Source organism: Conexibacter woesei DSM 14684 (genome assembly GCF_000025265.1).
In the GTDB taxonomy this organism is placed as follows: domain Bacteria; phylum Actinomycetota; class Thermoleophilia; order Solirubrobacterales; family Solirubrobacteraceae; genus Conexibacter; species Conexibacter woesei.
Window position 1 is genome coordinate 408,240 of record NC_013739.1, and the last position, 17,511, is coordinate 425,750.

Consider the following 17,511-nt stretch of genomic DNA (forward strand, 5'->3'; position numbering starts at 1 on the left):
CTCGCGGTATGCCTGAGCGGGTCTCGGCCGAGCGGTTCGTCGGGCGTGCCGACGAGCTGACCGCGCTCGACGCCGACAGCGGCCTCGTCCTGATCGCCGGCGACGCCGGCGTCGGCAAGAGCCGCCTCGTCGGCGAGCTGGAGCGCCGCGCCCGCGCCGCCGGCAAGCTCGTGCTCGTCGGCGAGTGCGTCGAGCTGGCCGAGGGCGAGCTGCCGTACGCCGCCATCGTCTCGGCGCTGCGCCCCGTGCTGCGCCAGGGCGAGGCGCTCGACGCGCTGAGCGCGGGCGAACGCCGCGAGCTGGCGCCGCTGTGGCCCGAGCTGGGGCAGCTCGGCGGCGCCGCCGTCGACGCGGCGCCCGCCTCGACCGGCGCGCGGCAGGGGCGCGTCTTCGCGCTGCTGCTCGCGCTGCTCGTGCGGCTGGCGGAGGAGCGCCCGGTCGTGTTCGTGATCGAGGACCTGCACTGGGCCGACCGCTCGACGCGCGACTTCCTCGCGTTCCTCGTGCGCGCGGCGCGCGGCGAGCGGCTCGCGCTGGTCGCGACGTTCCGCGCCGAGGACCTGCACCGCGACCACCCGCTGCGCCCGTTCGCCGCGGAGCTGGCGCGCGTGCGCGGCGTGCGGCGGATCGACCTGCGCGGCTTCACGCGCGCGGAGCTGGGGCTGCAGGTCGAGGACATCCTCGGCGAACGGCCGCCGGGCACGCTCGTCGAGCAGCTGTTCGAGCGCACGGAGGGCAACGCCTTCTACACCGAGGAGCTGCTCGCCGCCGGCGAGGACGGCGCGCTGCCGGCGTCGCTGCGCGACGCGCTGCTGCTGCGGACCGAGTCGCTGTCGGCGGCGGCGCGGCGCCTGCTGGCGGTCGCGGCGACGGCGGAGCGGGCCGTCGACGAGCGCCTGCTGGCGGCCGTCGGCGAGCTGCCCGAGGCGGCGTTCGCGCCTGCGCTGCGCGAGGCGCTGGCGCACCACGTGCTCGTCGCGCACGGCGAGCACGGCGCCTACGCGTTCCGGCACGCGCTCGTGCGCGAGGCGGTCTACCGCGACCTGCTCGCGGGCGAGCGCGCGCGGCTCCACGGCGCGCTCGCGCACACGCTCGTGCAGCGGCCGGAGCTGGCGGCGAGCGGGATCGGCGTCGCGGGAGAGCTGGCGCACCACTGGCAGGCGGCCGGCGAGCCGGCGCGCGCGCTGGCCGCGTCGGTGCGGGCGAGCGCGGAGGCGGAGGGGGCGTTCGCGTTCGCCGAGGCCGAGCGCCACTGCGAGCGCGCGCTGACGCTGTGGGACCGCGTGCCGGACGCCGCCGCGGTCGCGGGACTCGACCGCGCCGCGCTGCTCGCGCGTGCCGCGACCGCGGCGATCCGCGGCGACAACCCGCAGCGCGCGGTCGTGCGGGCGCGCGAGGCGATCGGCGAGCTGGACGTCACGCGCGAGCCGACGCGCGTCGCGCTGATGCAGCTGCTGGCGGGCCGCGCGCTGTGGCTCAGCGCCGACCACGCCGACGGCCTGATCGCGTACCGCGAGGCGGTCCGCCTCGTGCCGCCCGAGCCGCCCTCGCGCGAGCGGGCGCTGGTCGTCGCCGGGGACGCGCAGGCGCTGATGTTGAACGGGCGCTCCGAGGAGGCGTACGCGCGCTGCGAGGAGGCGCTCGCGCTCGCCCGCGAGGTCGGCGACCGCTCCGTCGAGGCGCACGTCCACAACACGCTCGCCGGGCTCGGGTGGGCGCACGGGGACCCGGTCGACCACGCGGCGCGGGCCCGCGCGATCGCGGTCGAGCTGGGCGCGGTCGAGGAGATCGGCCGCTCCTACGCCAACGCGTCGGAGGGGCTGGAGCAGGCCGGGCGGCTGCAGGACGCGATCACGCTCGCGCAGGACGGGATCGCGCTCGCGCCGCGCTGGGGGATGTACGACTTCATCTTCTACCTGCGCTACGCGATCGCCGGCTGGCTGCTGCGGCTCGGGCGGATCGAGCAGGCCGAGCAGCTCGTCGGCGACGAGACGCCGCACGGCCGCAGCGCGGCGGCGCCGTGGCACGAGGTGAAGGGGCGGCTCGCGCTCGCCCGCGGCGACTTCGCCACCGCCGAGCACGAGCTGGAGCTGGCGCGCGCGATCGCGCACGGGCTCGGCGGACCGGAGTGGTACCCGCCCGCACTCGCCGCGATCGGGACGCTGCGGCTGTGGCAGGGCCGCCTCGACGACGCGGCCGCCGTCCTGCGCACCGCGCTCGACGCGGTCGCCGACCCGCAGGTCGCGCCGTGGCTGAACGACTTCACCGAGGTCTACCCGGTCGCGGCCCGGATCGCCGCCGAGCGGGTCGCGGCGGCGCGCGCCGGTGCCGCCGGCGCGAGCGCGGCCGCGGTCGCCGCGGCGCGAGGCGATGCCGCCGACGCGCTCGCCCGTCTCGACGCGATGCTCGCGACGCTGCCGGCGAGCGCTCGACCGCCGCGAGCGCTCGCCTGCCGCGCGCTCGCGGCGGCGGAGGCGGCGCGGGCGGCCGGCGGCGCCGACGCGGCGCCTTGGGCGGAGGCGGCCGACCGCTTCCGCGCGCTCGGCGAGCCGTACCCGACGGCCTACGCGGAGCTGCGTCAGGCTGAGGCGCTGCTCGCCGGCCGCGGCGCGACGGCGGCGGCCGCGTCGCTGCTGCGCGATGCGCACGCGACGACCGTGCAGCTGCGCGAGCAGCCGCTGCGGGGCGCGATCGAGGCGCTCGGCCGCCGCGCCCGCGTCGCGCTCGGCGACGACGCGCCGCCGCCCGATCGGATCGCCGAGCTGGGCATCACCGCGCGCGAGCGGGAGGTGCTGACGCTGCTGGCGGAGGGCCGCACGAACCGCCAGATCGCCGAGACGCTCGTGATCGCGGAGAAGACCGCGAGCGTGCACGTCTCGCGGATCCTCGCCAAGCTCGACGCGCGCAACCGCGGCGAGGCCGCGGCGATCGCGCGCCGGCTGGGTCTGGCGTAGCGCCGCGCCGCCCCGCGAGCCGCCCCGCGCCCCCCCCCGCCCCGCCGCCTTCGCGCCGAGTCTCCGGCGCGAGGTTTGACCCGCCGCCGCGCAGGGTCATACCGCCGACAACCGTGCGCAGGATGCTGCCGATCGCAGGGCTGGTCGCGCTCCTCCTGCTCGTCGCGACGACGAGCGGGCAGGGCGGCTCGCCCGCGCCCACGCCGTGCCAGGACCTCGGCCCGGTCGCGCCGGACTTCGGCGTCTTCCTCCGCACCGCGTACTCGGCGTCGAACACGCAGCTGGAGGGGCGGCTGGCGGTCGGCGGCTCGGCCAACCTCTCCAACTGGTCCGCCGGAACAGCGCTCCCGCCCGACTCCGCGCGGCTCGACGCGATCGTCGGCGGCGACCTCAGCGTCGCCAACTCGCGGCTGCCCAACGGCAGCGCGACCTACGGCAGAACGCTCGTCGGCACGCTGCCGACGCCGAACGGGACGCTGAGAAGAGCGCCACCGCCGTTCTCGATCGGGTCGGCGATGACCGAGCTGGAGGTGCGCTCGGTCGCGCTCGGGCAGATCGCGCCGAACGGCACCGTCAGCGGACCGGCCGCCGGCACGCTGCTGATGAGCGGCAGCGATCCCGACCGCAACGTCTTCACGCTCGCCGCGACGACGATGCAGAGCGCCCAGCGGATCGAGATCAGCGTCCCGCCGGGCTCGACCGTGCTCGTGAACGTCACCGGCTCGACGTACAGCACGGTGCAGGACGCGCAGCTCGCCAGCGTCGAGACCGCCGCGGGCGCCGGCAGAACGCTGTGGAACTTCCCGAACGCGAACGCGCTGCAGATCGGCCCCGGCGTCGCCTGGCAGGGCACGCTGCTGGCGCCGTTCGCAGGCATCAGACTGCCGCCGCGCGGGTCGGTCACCGGCCAGGTGATCGGCCGTTCGCTGGTGCAGGCCGGCACGATCGGCGGCCGCTTCGACGGCTGCGTGACGCCGCCTGTGAGACCGTCGGCGCCGCTGTCGCTGACGTCGCTGTGCGTCGACCCGATCGCCGACACCGTCGCGCTGCGCCTGCGCAACGAGACCGCGGACACACGCGACGTCGAGTGGGAGGACCGTTCGAGCGCGCAGCAGGGCAGCTTCACCGTCGGCCCCCGGCACGACTACGTCTTCCTCGTCGCGCAGGGGACGGCGCCGCACGACATCGTCGCGCGGGCCGGTGACGCGACCGCGGAGGTGAGAACGACGACGCGCAGGTGCCAGGGGGCGATCGTGCTGCGCAAGCTCGTGACCGGGACGGGCGCGCCGGCCGACGGCCGCTGGCGCATCGACGTCAGCGGCGACAACGGCGTCTCGCGCGACGTGACGCTGGCGGCCGGTGGACGCGCGACGCTGAGACTGCCCGGGCGGATCGCGGACGGCGAGGTCCCGCTCGGCGTGCTGCCCGGCGGCGTCCAGTACACCATCACCGAGCCCGACCCGCAGGGCGCCGCGAGCACGACGATCGACTACGCGCCGGTGACGATCCTCGACGGCGACGTCGAACGCGTCACCATCGTCAACGACTACGTCACGGCGCCGCCACCGCCACCGCCACCGCCGCCACCCGGCGACTCCGGCTTCCTCCCGATCGAGCCGGTCCTGCCGCCCGGCACCCCGCTGGGCCGGCCCGGACCGGGGATCGTCGTCGCGCCGGGCGCCGCCGACCTCGCGATCGACGAGCGGATCGCGCCGTCACGGATCGTCCGCAACGGCGTCGTCACGGTCGTCGTGCGCGTCCGCAACGCCGGCCGCGTGCCGGCGGTCGGCACCGTCGCGCGGGAGATCCCGCAGCTCGACCCGCTCAACCCGAACCGGACGGCGCGCGTGCTCTCGGTCAGCAGCAGCGGCGGCGCGCCGGACACGACGGCCTGCTCCAGACGGCGCCCGGTCCGCTGCGAGCTGGGCACGCTGCAGCCCGGCCAGGACGTCGTCGTGCGCGTCGCGGCCCGGGTTCTCGCCGCCCATCCGCTGCGCAGCGTCGTGATGGTCTCCTCGCCGACGCCGGACACGAACGCGACGAACAACTTCGACCACGCCCACCTGCGCGTCCTGCTGCCGCCGCCGCGCGTCGCGGCGGCGATCGCGGCGCCGCGATCGGTCCGCGCCGGCGCTCCGCTGTCGTATCGCGTCAGCGCGATCGGCACGGGACGGCGCGGCGCGCGCTTCGTCCGCTTCTGCCATCGGCCGCCGGCGGGGCTGTTGGTCTCCTCCGCGCCGGGCGCGATCCGCCGCGGCGATCTGCTCTGCCGTGACGTGAGCGCGTTGGGGCGCGGGCAGCGCAGCAGCTTCGTCGTGCGCGCGGTCGCGGCGGCGAGCGCCGCTGGCCGCCGCCTCCGCCTCGGCGTGACGGCGCTCGCGCCGGGTGCGCCGCCGTCGCGCACGAGCACGCCGCTGCGCGTGCTCGTGGGCGGCTTCGGCGGGCGCGGTTGAGCAGGCTGCGCCGTCGCATCGCCCAACCGCAGGTCTCCAAGCGCCTGCGCGTGCTGCGGACGGCGGCCGCTGAGGGCCGGGCGAGCAGCACTTCGCGAGAGGATGCTGAGCGCTCAGCCGCGCGCCTGCGACAGCGGGGAGGGGAAGCGGGGGAGCACGCGCGTGCCGCCGAACCAATCCGTCAGCCGCTCGGCCTCGCGCTCCAGCGCACGGCGGGCGTCGGTGCCGGCGTCCTCCAGCGGTTGCAGCACGACCGCGCCGTCCTCCGTCTGTCGCCAGCCGCCGACGATCCGGCCGTCCCACCACATCGTCGGCCCGGCGTTGCCGGCCGTGTCGAACAGCTGCGCCTTGTACGGGCCGAGGTACCAGTCGCGCTCGGTCCAGCCCATCGTCGTCGGGTCCAGCGGTGGCAGCAGCGCGGCCCACGGCGCAACCGGCGCGGTCGGCTCGAGGTCGTCGGGCAGCAGCCAGCCGGTCCGCCCGTCCAGCTCGACCGCGACGGCGCCGAGGTCGGCGAGCGCTCTGCGCACCGCCGTCAGCGTCGAGCCGAGCCACCACTTGAGGTCGGCCTCCGTGCCGGGCCCGAACGCCCGCAGCCAGCGCGCGACCAGCTGCGCGACGCCGTCGGCCTCCGACAGCGGGGCGATCTCCTCCCCGAGCCATGCGCTCGTCGCCGCCCAGCGCGGTCGCGACACCGTCCACCTGCCCTCGTTGGAGGCGCGCACGATCCGCCCTTCGGCCGACAGGACGGTCAGCACGCGGGGCCCGATCGGGGCCTGTCCGCCCCACGACTTCCCCTCGCCGTAGGTGATCGACCCCTCCAGCGCGGGCAGCCCGGAGCGCAGCTCCGCCGCGGTCGCCTCGCGCCCGTCGGACAGCAGCTCCAGCACCTGCGCGCACGCCTCCGTCAGCCAGCGCTCGCCGTCGCGCCGCAGTCCCGCCTGCTCGACGTCGCGGATCAGCCGGCGCCGCTCTCTGCCGGCGACGCGCTCGCTCGCGCCGGCCTGCGCGGCGCTCAGCGTCGCGCGCGGGAAGACGAACAGCGTGCGGCGCATCGCGAGGTGCTTGACGAGCGAGCGCTCGGCGTACAGCGCGCGCTCCAGCTCGGGCGGCTCGAAGCCATCGACCCGCGCCCACGCCGACAGCGCGATCGTCGCGGGATCGGTCGCGTGCAGGCAGACGAGGCTGTCGGCCGCCTCGACGACGTCCTGCGCCCGCTCGCCCGGCGCGAGCCGGTGGCGGCGGGCGAGCCGCGCGCGGCGCTCGGCGTCGTCGATCCTCAGCACGCCGCTCAGCACGCCGCGAGGGTCAGCGGACGGCCAGCTCGTCCGAGCCGTACGTGATGCCGAGCGGGGCGAGCACGACGCTGCGCGGACCCTGCTCGACGCGACCGGCGAGCAGCGCGGAGAGGCCGGCGGCCTCGGCGGCCGCGACGACGGCGGCGCCGGCTCCGGGCTTGACGTAGACAGCGAAGCCGGCGCCCATGTTGAGCGTCCCGTAGGCGTCGGCTGGCGTCATCTCCAGCGCGTCGACCATGAAGCTCAGCACCTCGGGGACGGGCGGCAGCGCGTCGATCGCGTACGTGAGGTCGTGGTCGGCGCGCATCAGCTTGCGCAGGCCGTGGCCGGTGATGTGGCTCATGTACGTCACCGGGACGGCCTGGTCGAGCAGCGCCGCGACGAGGCTGGCGTACTGGACGCTCGGATCGAGCAGCGCGTCGCCGAACGCGCGGCCGCTTGGCAGCGGCGTCGACCAGCCCTGCGGCAGTCTGTCCGCGAGCATCCGCGCGAGCGAGGCGCCGTTGGCGTGCAACCCGCTGCTGGCGACGATCACGATCTCGTCGCCCACGGCCAGCTCGGCGCCGAGGATCGGCTGCCGTCCGCTCGGCACGACGCCGATCGCGCTGCCGGCCAGCTCGATCCCCTCGGGCGAGACGAGCCCGGGCAGGTTCGGCGACTCGCCGCCGCCCCACGCCGCGCCGGCGTCGCGGCAGGCGCGCTCCCAGCCGCGCACGATCTGGCCCATGCGGTCGCCCTGCGCGTACCAGCCGGAGTCGCCGGTCGCGAAGTAGGCGTTGACGACCGCCGGCACCGCGCCGACGCAGACGAGGTCGTTGACGATCGCGGCGACGGCGTCGTAGGCGACGTCGTCGTAGCGGCCGAGGCCGCTCTCGCGCTCGTACCCGACGGCGACGAGCGACTTCGTGCCGAGCCCTTCGACGACGAACGACAGCGTCACGCCGCCGACCTCGAGCACGAGCGCGGACTCACCGCGCGAGGCGTCGTCGATCGTCACGCCGCGCGCGGCCGCGAGCGCCGACGTCGCCCGCGCCGCGGCGACGGCGTGGCGCTTGGCGCGGTCCAGCTGGTCGTAGTCGACGCCGCTCGCGGCGTAGGCCGAATGTCTGCCCGTCTCACCCATCGTTCGCACTTCGCCTTTCGTCGTCGCGTGCGGCCTGGGCATCGTAGAGCAGGGCTGCTCCGCGACGGCTCCGCCTCACGGCCGCGCTTGACTTCAAGTTCGCTTTAACTCGTACGATCTCTCGCCCGAGATCGACTGCAAGGAACCACCGATGTCCGACACCGACGCAAAGGCAGGACCACGCGAGTGGGCGGGACTGGTCGTGCTGGCGCTGCCGGCGCTGCTGATCGCGCTCGACTTCACCGCGCTCCACCTCGCCGTGCCGGAGCTGAGCGCCGACCTGCAGCCGTCGAGCACGCAGCTGCTGTGGATCGTCGACATCTACGGCTTCATGATCGCCGGGCTGCTCGTCGCGATGGGCACGATCGGCGACCGGATCGGCCGTCGCCGGTTGCTGCTGACCGGCGCCACCGCGTTCGGCGCCGTCTCGGTGCTCGCCGCCTTCTCCTCCAGCCCGGAGATGCTGATCGTCGCGCGCGCCCTGCTCGGGATCGCCGGCGCGACGCTGCTGCCCTCGACGCTGTCGCTGATCAGCAACATGTTCCGCGACCCCGTCCAGCGCAGACTGGCGATCGCGGTCTGGTCCGCCGGCTTCCTGCTCGGCGGCGCGCTCGGGCCGGTCGTCGGCGGCGCGCTGCTGGAGGTGTTCTGGTGGGGCTCGGTCTTCCTGCTGGGAGTGCCCGTGATGGTGCTGCTGGTGGCCGCCGGGCCGTTCGTGCTGCCGGAGTTCCGCGACGAGGACGCCGGCCGGGTCGACCCGCTCAGCGTCGTGCTCGGACTGGCCGCGATCCTGCCCGCCGTCTACGGCCTCAAGGAGCTGGCGAAGGACGGTCCGGCGCCGCTGCCGCTGCTGCTGCTCGCTGCCGGGATCGCCGTCGGCTGGTGGTTCGTCCGCCGCCAGCGGGGGCTCGCCAGCCCGCTGCTCGACCTCGCGCTGTTCTCGCACCGCCGCTTCAGCGTCACGCTGGGGGCGCAGATGACCGGTCTGTTCGTGCTCGGCGCGATCCAGTTCCTCGTGATGCAGTACCTCCAGCTCGTGCTCGGGCTCTCGCCGCTGGAGGCGGGCCTGTGGACGATTCCGGCGATGGCCGCGGGCATCGCCGGAAGCCTGCTGGTGCCGCTGCTGACGCGCCGCGTCAAACCGGTCCACGCGATCGCGGGCGGGCTGGCGGTCGCCGCCGCCGGGCTCCCGCTGATCGGGGCGGCGGGAACGTCGGGGCTCGCGCTCGCCGTCGTCGGCTTCACGCTCGTCAACCTCGGCATCAACCCGGCGATGGTGCTGACGTACGAGATGATCATCGGCAGCGCCCCGCCGGAGCGCGCTGGCACGGCGTCGGGTGCGGCGGAGACGGGCAACGAGCTGGGCGTCGCGTTCGGCCTCGCGGTCGCCGGCAGCATCGCCGCGGCCGTCTACCGCCGCGAGGTGACGGACGAGGCGCTGCCCGCCGGGACGCCGCCTGACGTGGCGGAGGGCGCCCGCGACACGCTCGGCGGCGCGGTCGAGGCGGCGGGAGATCTCCCCGGCGACGTCGGCGAGCAGCTGCTGGCGGTGACGCGCGACGCCTTCCTCCAAGGGATGCAGCTGACCGCCGTCGTGCTCACCGTCCTGCTCGCCGCGATGGCGATCACGGTCGCGACGCTGCTGCGCGAGCGGTGATCGTCACCTGCCGCGCGGCCCGGCCGCGGGCGCGATCGTGTCGAGGCCGTCGAGGAAGCGGTCGATCAGCAGCTTCAGCGCGGCGCGGTCGACGCGGTCGGGCTGCTCGCGCAGGCGCTCGATGTCGTGCAGGTTGGGGTAACGGGCGGCGTTGGCGCCGAAGCCGCCGGCGAACGAGCCGAGCGCGGCGCCGTAGACGGCGTAGCGAACGGCGGCGGAGATGCGGGTCGCGCGCGAGGGGGTCCAGCCGGCACGGCGGAGGCCGGCGTAGACCTGGTCGGCGCGCGCGAGCGCGACGTCGAGGCGGCCGAAGGAGACCGCCAGGTGCGGGACGAGGTTTGGGTGGGCGACGAGCGCCTCGTAGTAGGACCACGCCCACGCGTCGAGCGCGGCACGCCAGTCGAGCCGGTCGAACGCGGACGCGTCGACCTGCTGCATCACCGACTCCGCGACCGCGTCGAGCAGCGCGTCCTTGGAGCGCATGTGGTTGTAGAGCGACGGCGCCTGTACGCCCAGCTCGTCGGCGATCCGCCGCATCGTGACGGCGCCGAGGCCGTCGCGGTCGATCAGCGCCAGCGCCGTCGCGACGATCCGCTCGCGGGTGAGCCGCGGAGCGGTCGCGGCGGGGTCGGCGGGCGTCATCGGGGCGATTGTCGCACTTCCGGGCCGCGACTACCAATGTTAGTATCCTCGTAAACTAACACTGGTAGTTCGCGATCGAGGGAGAGTCCGTGTCAGTCACATGCCGGCGATTCGCCGAGCACGTCGCCGTCGTCACCGGAGCGGCCGGCGGCATCGGCGCCGCGACCGCGCAGCGGCTGGCGGGAGAGCGTGCGACCGTCGTGCTCGTCGACCGCGACGAGGCTGCGGTCGACGCGCTCGCGCGGGCGCTGCGGGACGCCGGTCACCGCGCCGACGCGGTCGCCGCCGACGTGACCGACGCGGCGGCGGTCGACGCGCTCGTCGCCAGCGCGGCCGAGCGGCACGGCCGTCTCGACGTGCTCGTCAACAACGCCGGGATCACGCGCGACAACCTCCTCTTCAGAATGACCGACGCCGACTGGGAGACCGTCGTCGACGTCAACCTCAAGAGCGTCTTCCTCTGCTCGCGGGCGGCGCAGCGGGTGATGGTCGAGGCGAGACGCGGCGCGATCGTCTCGCTCTCCAGCCGCTCGGCGCGCGGCAACCGCGGGCAGGCGAACTACAGCGCGGCGAAGGCGGGGATCCGCGGCCTGACCGCGACGATGGCGCTCGAGCTGGGGCCGTTCGGGATCCGCGCCAACGCCGTCGCCCCCGGCTACATCGCGACCGCGATGACGGATGCGACCGCGCGGCGGATCGGCCTCGACCCCGAGGAGCACCGCGCCCGCGCCGCGGCCGCGACGCCGCTGCGGCGCGTCGGCACCCCGGACGACGTGGCGGGCGTCGTCGCCTTCCTCGCCTCCGAGGACGCGGCGTACGTGAACGGCCAGACGATCGAGATCAACGGAGGTGCGCGCTGATGGACTTCGCACTGACCGACGAGCAGCGCTCGATCCGCGAGACTGCTCGCGCCTTCATCGCGAAGGAGGTGATGCCGCTGGAGCCGGAGGTGCTCCAGCGCGAGCGCCGCGGCGAGTCGGCGCTCACGCACGAGGAGCTGCGCGCGCTCCAGGCGAAGGCGCGCGACTTCGGCTTCTGGGGCCTCGGCACGCCGGCGGCGTACGGCGGCGCCGACCTGCCCGCCGTGACGCAGAGCCTGCTGTGGTCGGAGGTCGGGCGCACGTTCGTGCCGTTCGTCTTCGGCGGCGAGACCGACGTGATCCTCTACAGAGCGAACGCGGAGCAGCGCGAGGAGTACCTGCTGCCGGCGATCGAGGGGACGCGCGCGTCGTGCTTCGCGGTGACCGAGCCTGACGCCGGCTCCGACCTGACCGCGATCCGCATGCGCGCCGTGCGTGATGGCGACGACTGGGTCCTCAACGGCGAGAAGACGTTCATCACGCGGGGGAGAGAGGCCGACTTCTCGATCGTGATCGCCGTCACCGACGCCGAGCTGGGCTACAGGGGCGGCTTCACCGCGTTCCTCGTCGACCGCGCGCTCGGCTGGACGTCGGAGACGATCGACACGATGGGGCCGGCGCGCCCGATCTCGATGGCGTTCGACGACGTGCGCGTCCCGCACCGCAACGTGCTCGGCGAGGTCGGCGACGGCTTCAGGCTCGCGATGGAGTGGATCGGTCGCGGCCGCTACGTGATCCCGTCGCAGGCGATCGGCGCCGCCGAGCGGCTGCTTGGGATGGCGGTCGAGTACGCGACCCAGCGCCGCACGTTCGGCAAGCCGATCGGCGAGCACCAGATGATCCAGGCGATGCTCGCCGACAGCGAGGTGGAGCTGGAGAGCGCGCGCTGGCTCGTGCTGCTCGCCGCCTGGACGGTCGACCAGGGCCGCGACCCGCGCCACCAGTCGTCGATGGCGAAGCTCGCCGGTGCGACGATGGCGAACAGAGTCGTCGACCGCGTGATGCAGATCCACGGCGGGATGGGCTACACGCGCGAGCTGCCGATCGAGCGCTGGTATCGCGAGGCGCGCCTGTGGCGGATCTACGAGGGCACCGACGAGATCCAGAGACGCGCGATCGCGAAGAACCTCCTCAGCGGCCGCCGCCGCATCGGCGGCCACCTCGCGTGATGCAGCTCAGCCTCGCCTCGGTCCTGCACGAGTCGGCGCTGCGCTTCCCCGATCGCGTCGCCGCGATCGAGGATGCGCGGGAGGCGACGTACCGCGAGCTGTGGGACGGCGCGCTCGCGCGCGCAGCCGTGCTGCGCGAGCTGGGCGTGCGGCCGGGCGACCGCGTCGCGCTGCTCGCGCCGAACGGCATCGACTTCGTCACCGCCTACTTCGGGATCGTCGCCGCCGGCGCGGTCGTCGTCCCGGTCGCGCCGATGCTCGTCGCGGACGAGATCGAGCACCTGGTGCGCGACAGCGGTGCGCGGCTGGCGCTCGCCGAGCACGGTTGCGCGGCGCAGCTCGCGCCGGCGGTCGCCGCCGCCGGCGTGCCCGCCGTGGTGCTGCGTGACGGCGGCGACGACGATCTCACCACGCGCGCAGGTGACGTGAATCCGCTGCCCGCCGCCGTCGCACGCACCTCCGAGGAGCCGGCCGTGCTCTTCTACACCAGCGGGACGACCGGGCGGCCGAAGGGCGCGATCCTCTCGCACGGCAACCTCGTCATGAACTGCTTCGTCAACGCGTTCATGGCGAACGAGTTCAGAGGCGACGACGTCGTGCTCGGCTGCCTGCCGCTGTTCCACACCTTCGGCCAGACCGTCGCGATGAACTCGGCGTTCCTCGTCGGCGCGACGGTTGTGCTGCAGCCGCGCTTCGACGCCGCGGACGCGCTCGCGCTGATGCGCCGCCACGACGTGAACGTGCTGATCGGCGTGCCGACGATGTACATCGCGCTGCTGGAGGCGCTCGGCGACGGCGAGCCGGTCGCGCTGCGGATGTGCGTCTCCGGCGGGGCGCCGCTGCCCGTCGCGGTGCTGGAGGCGTTCGAGGCGCGCTTCGGCTGCTGCGTGCAGGAGGGCTACGGGCTGTCGGAGACGTCGCCGACCGCGACCGTCAACCAGCCGTCGTTCGGCCTGCGGCCGGGCTCGATCGGCCACCCGCTGTGGGGCGTCGAGGTCGAGATCGCGCGGCCGGAGGTGGAGGACCGGATCGAGCTGCTCGGCGAGGAGCAGCTGGGCGAGATCGTGATCCGCGGCCACAACGTCTTCGCCGGCTACCACGGCCTGCCGGAGGCGACCGCGGCGGCCCTCGTCGACGGCTGGTTCCGCACCGGCGACCTCGGCGTCAAGGACGCCGACGGCTTCCGCCACGTCATCGACCGCAAGAAGGACATGATCCTGCGCGGCGGCTACAACGTCTATCCGCGCGAGGTCGAGGAGGCGCTCGCCCGCCACCCGCAGGTCGAGCAGGTCGCCGTCGTCGGCGTCCCCCACCCGACGCACGGCGAGGAGGTGCTCGCGGTCGTCGTCGCGCGGGCACGGGCGGCCGGCGAGGACCCGCTCACCGCCGAGGAGCTGATCGCATGGGCGGCCGAGCGGGTCGCGCGGCACAAGCGCCCGCGGCTCGTCGCGTTCGCCGGAAGCCTGCCGCTCGGGCCGAGCCGCAAGGTGCTCAAGCGGGAGCTGCGGGCGCAGTACGCGCATCTGGGGGAGGCGCCGTGACGCACACACGGCTGCTCGTCTGACCACGTTCCGAGAGAACGGGGCCGGGCTGCCGATCACCTGGGCATGGGTCCCCGCCCGCGCTCCCGTTCCCGCCTTCGTTCCCGCCTTCGTCCCCGCCTGCGCCTCCGGCCCCGGCCCGCCGCCGCGCTCGTCACGGCGAGCGCCGTGCTCGCGCTCGCCGCGGCGCGGGCGGACGGCGCCGAGCTGTGGGTCGACGGCGCGGGCGCGGCCTGCTCCGACGCGCGCACCGCGGCGCAGGCGGGCTCGCCCGCCACCCCCTGGTGCACGGTCGGGCGGGCGGCGCGCGAGGCGGGCGCGGGCGACACCGTCCGCGTGCGCGCCGGCACCTACCGCGAGTCGGTGCGGCCCGCGCGGTCGGGAACGCCGGCCGCGCCGATCCGCTTCGCCGCGGAGCCGGGCGCGGTGATCGAGGCCGCGGGCACGAACGCGATCAAGCTGATCGGCGTCTCCGACGTCGCCTTCGACGGCTTCGAGGTGCGCGGCGGCACGGCGCAGGGGATCTGGGTCGACGGCTGCACGCGGATCTCGCTCCAGCGCCTGCGCGTCGTCGCCGGCGGGGGAGCCGGCATCCAGCTGAAGGCGTCCGCCGACGTGCGCGTCGAGGACTCGGCGATCGTGGGCAACGGCGGCGCCGGCATCATGGAGCTGGCCGGGACGCGCGACGGGCGCTACCTGCGCAACGTCGTCACCGGCAACGGCCGCGGCGGCGGCGCGTTCAACGGCGACGGGATCCAGCTCGGCGGCAGCGGCGCGCTGATCGCCGGCAGCACGATCGCGGGCAACGGCGACGACGGGCCCTACGAGCACGGCGTCTACAGCGCGCCCGGCTCGCGCGACTGGACGATCGAGTCGAGTGAGCTGCGCGGCAACGGCGCCGCCAACGTGAAGGCGGCCGGCGGCCCCGGGACCGTGCGCGCGAACCTCCTCGACGGAGGCCGCTTCGGGCTCGTCCTGAGCGACAACCCGGCGATGGTGACCGTCGAGCGCAACGAGATCCGCGGCAGCGCGCAGCACCTCGTCTTCCTGACGGCGGGCGCGACGGCGGCGCGCGGCCGCCTCGTCTCCAACACGATCGTGCAGACCGGCCGCTCGACCGCGGCTGGCGACGCGTCAGCCGTCTTCGTCAACGCCGCCGCCGCGCTGGAGCTGCGCGACAACGCGATCGCGTACGCGAACCCCGACGCGCTCGGCGTCGCGCTGTGGGTCAACGACGCCGCGCGCCTGACCGCGTTCAGCTCCGACGACAACAGCTTCTGCGCGACCGACCCACGCGGCCGCGCGCTCGCCTGGAACGGCAGCCGCACCACCCTCGCCGCGTGGCGCGAGGTCTCCGGCCAGGACCTCCTCAGCACCGCCGCCGCACCGGCTGACTGCCCGCAGAGCGAGCCGTCTGCCATCCTCGCCCGTCGGTGTCCACGCTCGTCGTCAACGACCTCGCCTACGCGCACCCGGGCGGCGACCTGCTCTTCTCGCAGGTCTCGTTCCGCGTGCCCGCGGGCCGCCACGCCGCGCTCGTCGGCGCCAACGGCGTCGGCAAGAGCACGCTGCTGAAGATCTTCGCCGGCGTGCTGGAGGCCGACGAGGGCGACGCGCGCACCGACGGCCAGATCGCCTACATGGCGCAGGACGTCGGCCTCGGCGACGACGAGCAGACCGTGCGCGAGCTGCTGCTGTCGGTCGCGCCGCCCGCGCTCGCCGCGACCGGCGCGCGGATGACCGCCGCGGAGCTGGAGACGACGGACCCCGATCCCGACCGCGCCACCGCGGCCGGGATGGCGTTCGCGGAGGCGATCGACGCGTGGTCGGCCGGCGGCGGCTACCAGCTGGAGGGCGCATGGGACGCAGCCTGCCGCCGCGTGCTCGGGCTCGGGCTGAGCGAGGTCGCCGAGCGGACCGCCGCCTCGCTCTCGGGCGGCGAGCGAAAGGGGCTCGTGCTCGACCTGCTGCTGGCCGGCGACGCGCCGGTGGTGCTGCTCGACGAGCCCGACAACTTCCTCGACCTGCCTGCCAAGCACCGGCTGGAGGACGCGATCCGCGCGAGCCGCAAGACGGTGCTGTTCGTCAGCCACGACCGCGAGCTGCTGGCGCGCGCCTCGGACATGGTCGTGACGCTCGAAGGCTCCGGCGCGTGGGTCCACGGCCGCTCGTACGCCGACTACCCGCAGGCGCGCGAGGACCGCAACGCCCGGCTCGGCGACGCGCTCAAACGCTGGCACGAGGAGGAGCGCCGCCTCTTCCGCTACTTCAAGGACCTCAAGGTCAAGGCGCGCGTCAGCGAGGTGATGGCGGCGCGCGCTCGCGCGGCCGAGACCCGTTGGGAGCGCTTCGTCGCGGCCGGCCCGCCGCCGCCGCCGGTGCACGACCACGCGATACGGGTCCGGCTGAACGGCGCCGACTCCGCCCGCCGCGTGCTCGACCTGCGCGCCGTCGAGATCCCCGACCTGACCGCGCCGATCACCGACGAGATCCACGCCGGTGAGCGGATCGGCCTGATCGGCCCCAACGGCTCCGGCAAGACCCACCTGCTGCGGCTGCTGGCCGCCGACCCGATCCCGCACCGCGGCGAGCTGGTCGTCGGGCCGCGCGTCGTGACCGGCGTCTTCACGCAGACGAACGTCCGCCCGGAGCTGGCCGACGGGACGCTGCTGGACGTCGTGATGCGGCGGCTGCCGGAGCAGGCCCGCGCGATGGCGGCACTCGCGCGGTACGGGCTCGTCGAGGCGCACGACCGCACGCACGCGACGCTCTCCGGCGGCCAGAAGGCGCGGCTCGAGATCCTCTGCCTGGAGCTGGAGGGCTGCAACCTGCTGCTGCTCGACGAGCCGACCGACAACCTCGACGTCGACTCCTGCGAAGCGCTCGAAGGGGCACTGGAGGGGTTCGAGGGCGCGATCGTCGCGGTCTCGCACGACCGCGCGTTCCTGCGCCGGCTCGACCGCTTCCTGCTGCTCGCCCACGACGGATCCGTCCGGCCCTACCCGGACCCCGGCCGCGCGATCGACGCGCTCGCCGCGGGCGTCGGAGCCCGCTGACTCAGCGACCCGCTGCGCCGAACGTCGCGATCAGGCGGCGCAGGCCGGCGGTGAACAGCTCCTCGTCGCGCACGGGATCGATCGCCGAGAGGTCGATCACGCCGTCGATCGCGTCGCGCGTCCGCTCCTGGGAGAAGCGCGCCTCGCGCTCGCCGGGGGCGGAACGGAAGCTGCCGTCGCCGCCGCCCAGCTCGTCGTGCGCGATCTGGCGTGTGGCGGCGAAGACGATCGTGCCGAAGGTGAAGAGGGCGTAGGTGTGGAAGGCGGAGGCCGCCTCCTCGCCTTCGAGCCCGAGCCGTTCGAGCAGGCTCGCGACGAGCGCGAGCACGTTCGCCATCATCCCGCTGCCGGCTGGCGTCGCCGAGGCGTACGGCGCGATCCGGTAGTGGCGCATGAACGTGCGGCGCGAGGCGACCGCCGCGGCGATGAGCACCTCGGCCGGGTCGGCGGTGAAGGGATCGCCGATCAGCTCCACGACGTCGCCGGTCGCCTCGGCCCAGACGAGGTCGACGCCGGCCTGGTAGATCGCGGCGCGGGAGGGATAGTGGTGGTAGATCGCCGACGGCGCGACGCCGAGCGCCGTCGCCAGCTGGCGGATGCTCGGCGCGGTCGCGCCGGCGTCGAACTGCCGCAGCGCCTCGGCGGCGATCTCCTCGGGCGTGAGGTGGGTGTCGCGGTTGCGCGCGAGACGGGTCATCGGCAGCTCCGACCGTATCGCGTCCGGCGGGTCGGGCCCGCCGGACGCGACAGCACCGTTG

General features: G+C 75.1%; 12 protein-coding genes. 8 read left to right on the top strand and 4 right to left on the bottom strand.

Annotated elements, in window-relative coordinates; all coding sequences use genetic code 11:
- The first annotated feature begins 8 nt into the window (after window positions 1-8).
- Both CWOE_RS02020 and CWOE_RS02025 read left to right on the top strand, forming a co-directional pair.
- Entirely contained in the window at window positions 9-2,954 is a 2,946-nt protein-coding gene (locus CWOE_RS02020) for a helix-turn-helix transcriptional regulator (protein ID WP_012931892.1), read from the top strand.
- 122 nt (window positions 2,955-3,076) lie between these two features.
- The gene (locus CWOE_RS02025) at window positions 3,077-5,407 is read left to right on the top strand and encodes a choice-of-anchor A family protein (RefSeq protein WP_012931893.1); all 2,331 of its coding nucleotides are present in this window, start codon (window positions 3,077-3,079) and stop codon (window positions 5,405-5,407) included.
- A 113-nt stretch (window positions 5,408-5,520) separates the two neighbouring features.
- Here the strand turns inward: CWOE_RS02025 and CWOE_RS02030 are convergent, their stop codons facing one another.
- On the bottom strand, window positions 5,521-6,705 hold the full coding sequence (locus tag CWOE_RS02030; RefSeq protein WP_012931894.1) for a winged helix DNA-binding domain-containing protein: 1,185 nt from the start codon (window positions 6,703-6,705) through the stop codon (window positions 5,521-5,523).
- Between the two features lie 10 nt (window positions 6,706-6,715).
- On the bottom strand, window positions 6,716-7,828 hold the full coding sequence (locus tag CWOE_RS02035) for an AIR synthase-related protein (protein ID WP_012931895.1): 1,113 nt from the start codon (window positions 7,826-7,828) through the stop codon (window positions 6,716-6,718).
- Window positions 7,829-7,979: 151 nt separating this feature from the next.
- On the opposite strand from CWOE_RS02035, the gene CWOE_RS02040 reads away from it, so the two are divergent.
- Window positions 7,980-9,485, top strand: a complete 1,506-nt coding sequence (locus tag CWOE_RS02040) for an MFS transporter (RefSeq protein ID WP_012931896.1) — start codon at window positions 7,980-7,982, stop codon at window positions 9,483-9,485.
- Between the two features lie 3 nt (window positions 9,486-9,488).
- Here the strand turns inward: CWOE_RS02040 and CWOE_RS02045 are convergent, their stop codons facing one another.
- Entirely contained in the window at window positions 9,489-10,127 is a 639-nt protein-coding gene (locus CWOE_RS02045; protein WP_012931897.1) for a TetR/AcrR family transcriptional regulator, read from the bottom strand.
- A gap of 89 nt (window positions 10,128-10,216) precedes the next feature.
- On the opposite strand from CWOE_RS02045, the gene fabG reads away from it, so the two are divergent.
- The 5 genes from fabG to CWOE_RS34015 all read left to right on the top strand — a co-directional run bounded on the left by fabG (window position 10,217) and on the right by CWOE_RS34015 (window position 16,753).
- Window positions 10,217-10,987 (top strand): 3-oxoacyl-ACP reductase FabG, encoded by a 771-nt coding sequence (gene fabG / locus CWOE_RS02050; RefSeq protein WP_012931898.1) that lies wholly within the window; start codon window positions 10,217-10,219, stop codon window positions 10,985-10,987.
- Complete coding sequence (locus tag CWOE_RS02055; protein WP_012931899.1) at window positions 10,987-12,156, top strand: acyl-CoA dehydrogenase family protein; 1,170 nt, start codon at window positions 10,987-10,989, stop codon at window positions 12,154-12,156. The genes fabG and CWOE_RS02055 overlap by 1 nt, the downstream gene beginning before the upstream one ends.
- Complete coding sequence (locus tag CWOE_RS02060) at window positions 12,156-13,697, top strand: long-chain-fatty-acid--CoA ligase (RefSeq protein ID WP_012931900.1); 1,542 nt, start codon at window positions 12,156-12,158, stop codon at window positions 13,695-13,697. The genes CWOE_RS02055 and CWOE_RS02060 overlap by 1 nt, the downstream gene beginning before the upstream one ends.
- Window positions 13,698-13,865: 168 nt before the next feature.
- Window positions 13,866-15,272: a right-handed parallel beta-helix repeat-containing protein gene (locus tag CWOE_RS30035; RefSeq protein ID WP_012931901.1), complete on the top strand. Its 1,407-nt coding sequence runs from the start codon at window positions 13,866-13,868 to the stop codon at window positions 15,270-15,272.
- Window positions 15,182-16,753, top strand: coding sequence for an ATP-binding cassette domain-containing protein (locus tag CWOE_RS34015; RefSeq protein WP_236262283.1), 1,572 nt, complete (start codon window positions 15,182-15,184; stop codon window positions 16,751-16,753). The genes CWOE_RS30035 and CWOE_RS34015 overlap by 91 nt, the downstream gene beginning before the upstream one ends.
- Before the next feature lies 1 nt (window position 16,754).
- On the opposite strand, the gene CWOE_RS30040 is transcribed toward CWOE_RS34015, so the two are convergent.
- Window positions 16,755-17,450, bottom strand: coding sequence for a TetR/AcrR family transcriptional regulator (locus CWOE_RS30040; RefSeq protein WP_012931903.1), 696 nt, complete (start codon window positions 17,448-17,450; stop codon window positions 16,755-16,757).
- Window positions 17,451-17,511: the final 61 nt, after the last annotated feature.

Bases quoted from the DNA above. Each gene is read 5' to 3' on its own strand.
- CWOE_RS02035 (WP_012931895.1), bottom strand. From the start codon at position 7,828: ATGGGTGAGACGGGCAGACATTCGGCCTACGCCGCGAGCGGCGTCGAC.
- CWOE_RS02045 (WP_012931897.1), bottom strand. From the start codon at position 10,127: ATGACGCCCGCCGACCCCGCCGCGACCGCTCCGCGGCTCACCCGCGAG.
- CWOE_RS02025 (WP_012931893.1), top strand. From the start codon at position 3,077: ATGCTGCCGATCGCAGGGCTGGTCGCGCTCCTCCTGCTCGTCGCGACG.
- CWOE_RS02020 (WP_012931892.1), top strand. From the start codon at position 9: ATGCCTGAGCGGGTCTCGGCCGAGCGGTTCGTCGGGCGTGCCGACGAG.
- CWOE_RS02040 (WP_012931896.1), top strand. From the start codon at position 7,980: ATGTCCGACACCGACGCAAAGGCAGGACCACGCGAGTGGGCGGGACTG.
- CWOE_RS02055 (WP_012931899.1), top strand. From the start codon at position 10,987: ATGGACTTCGCACTGACCGACGAGCAGCGCTCGATCCGCGAGACTGCT.
- CWOE_RS02060 (WP_012931900.1), top strand. From the start codon at position 12,156: ATGCAGCTCAGCCTCGCCTCGGTCCTGCACGAGTCGGCGCTGCGCTTC.
- CWOE_RS30040 (WP_012931903.1), bottom strand. From the start codon at position 17,450: ATGACCCGTCTCGCGCGCAACCGCGACACCCACCTCACGCCCGAGGAG.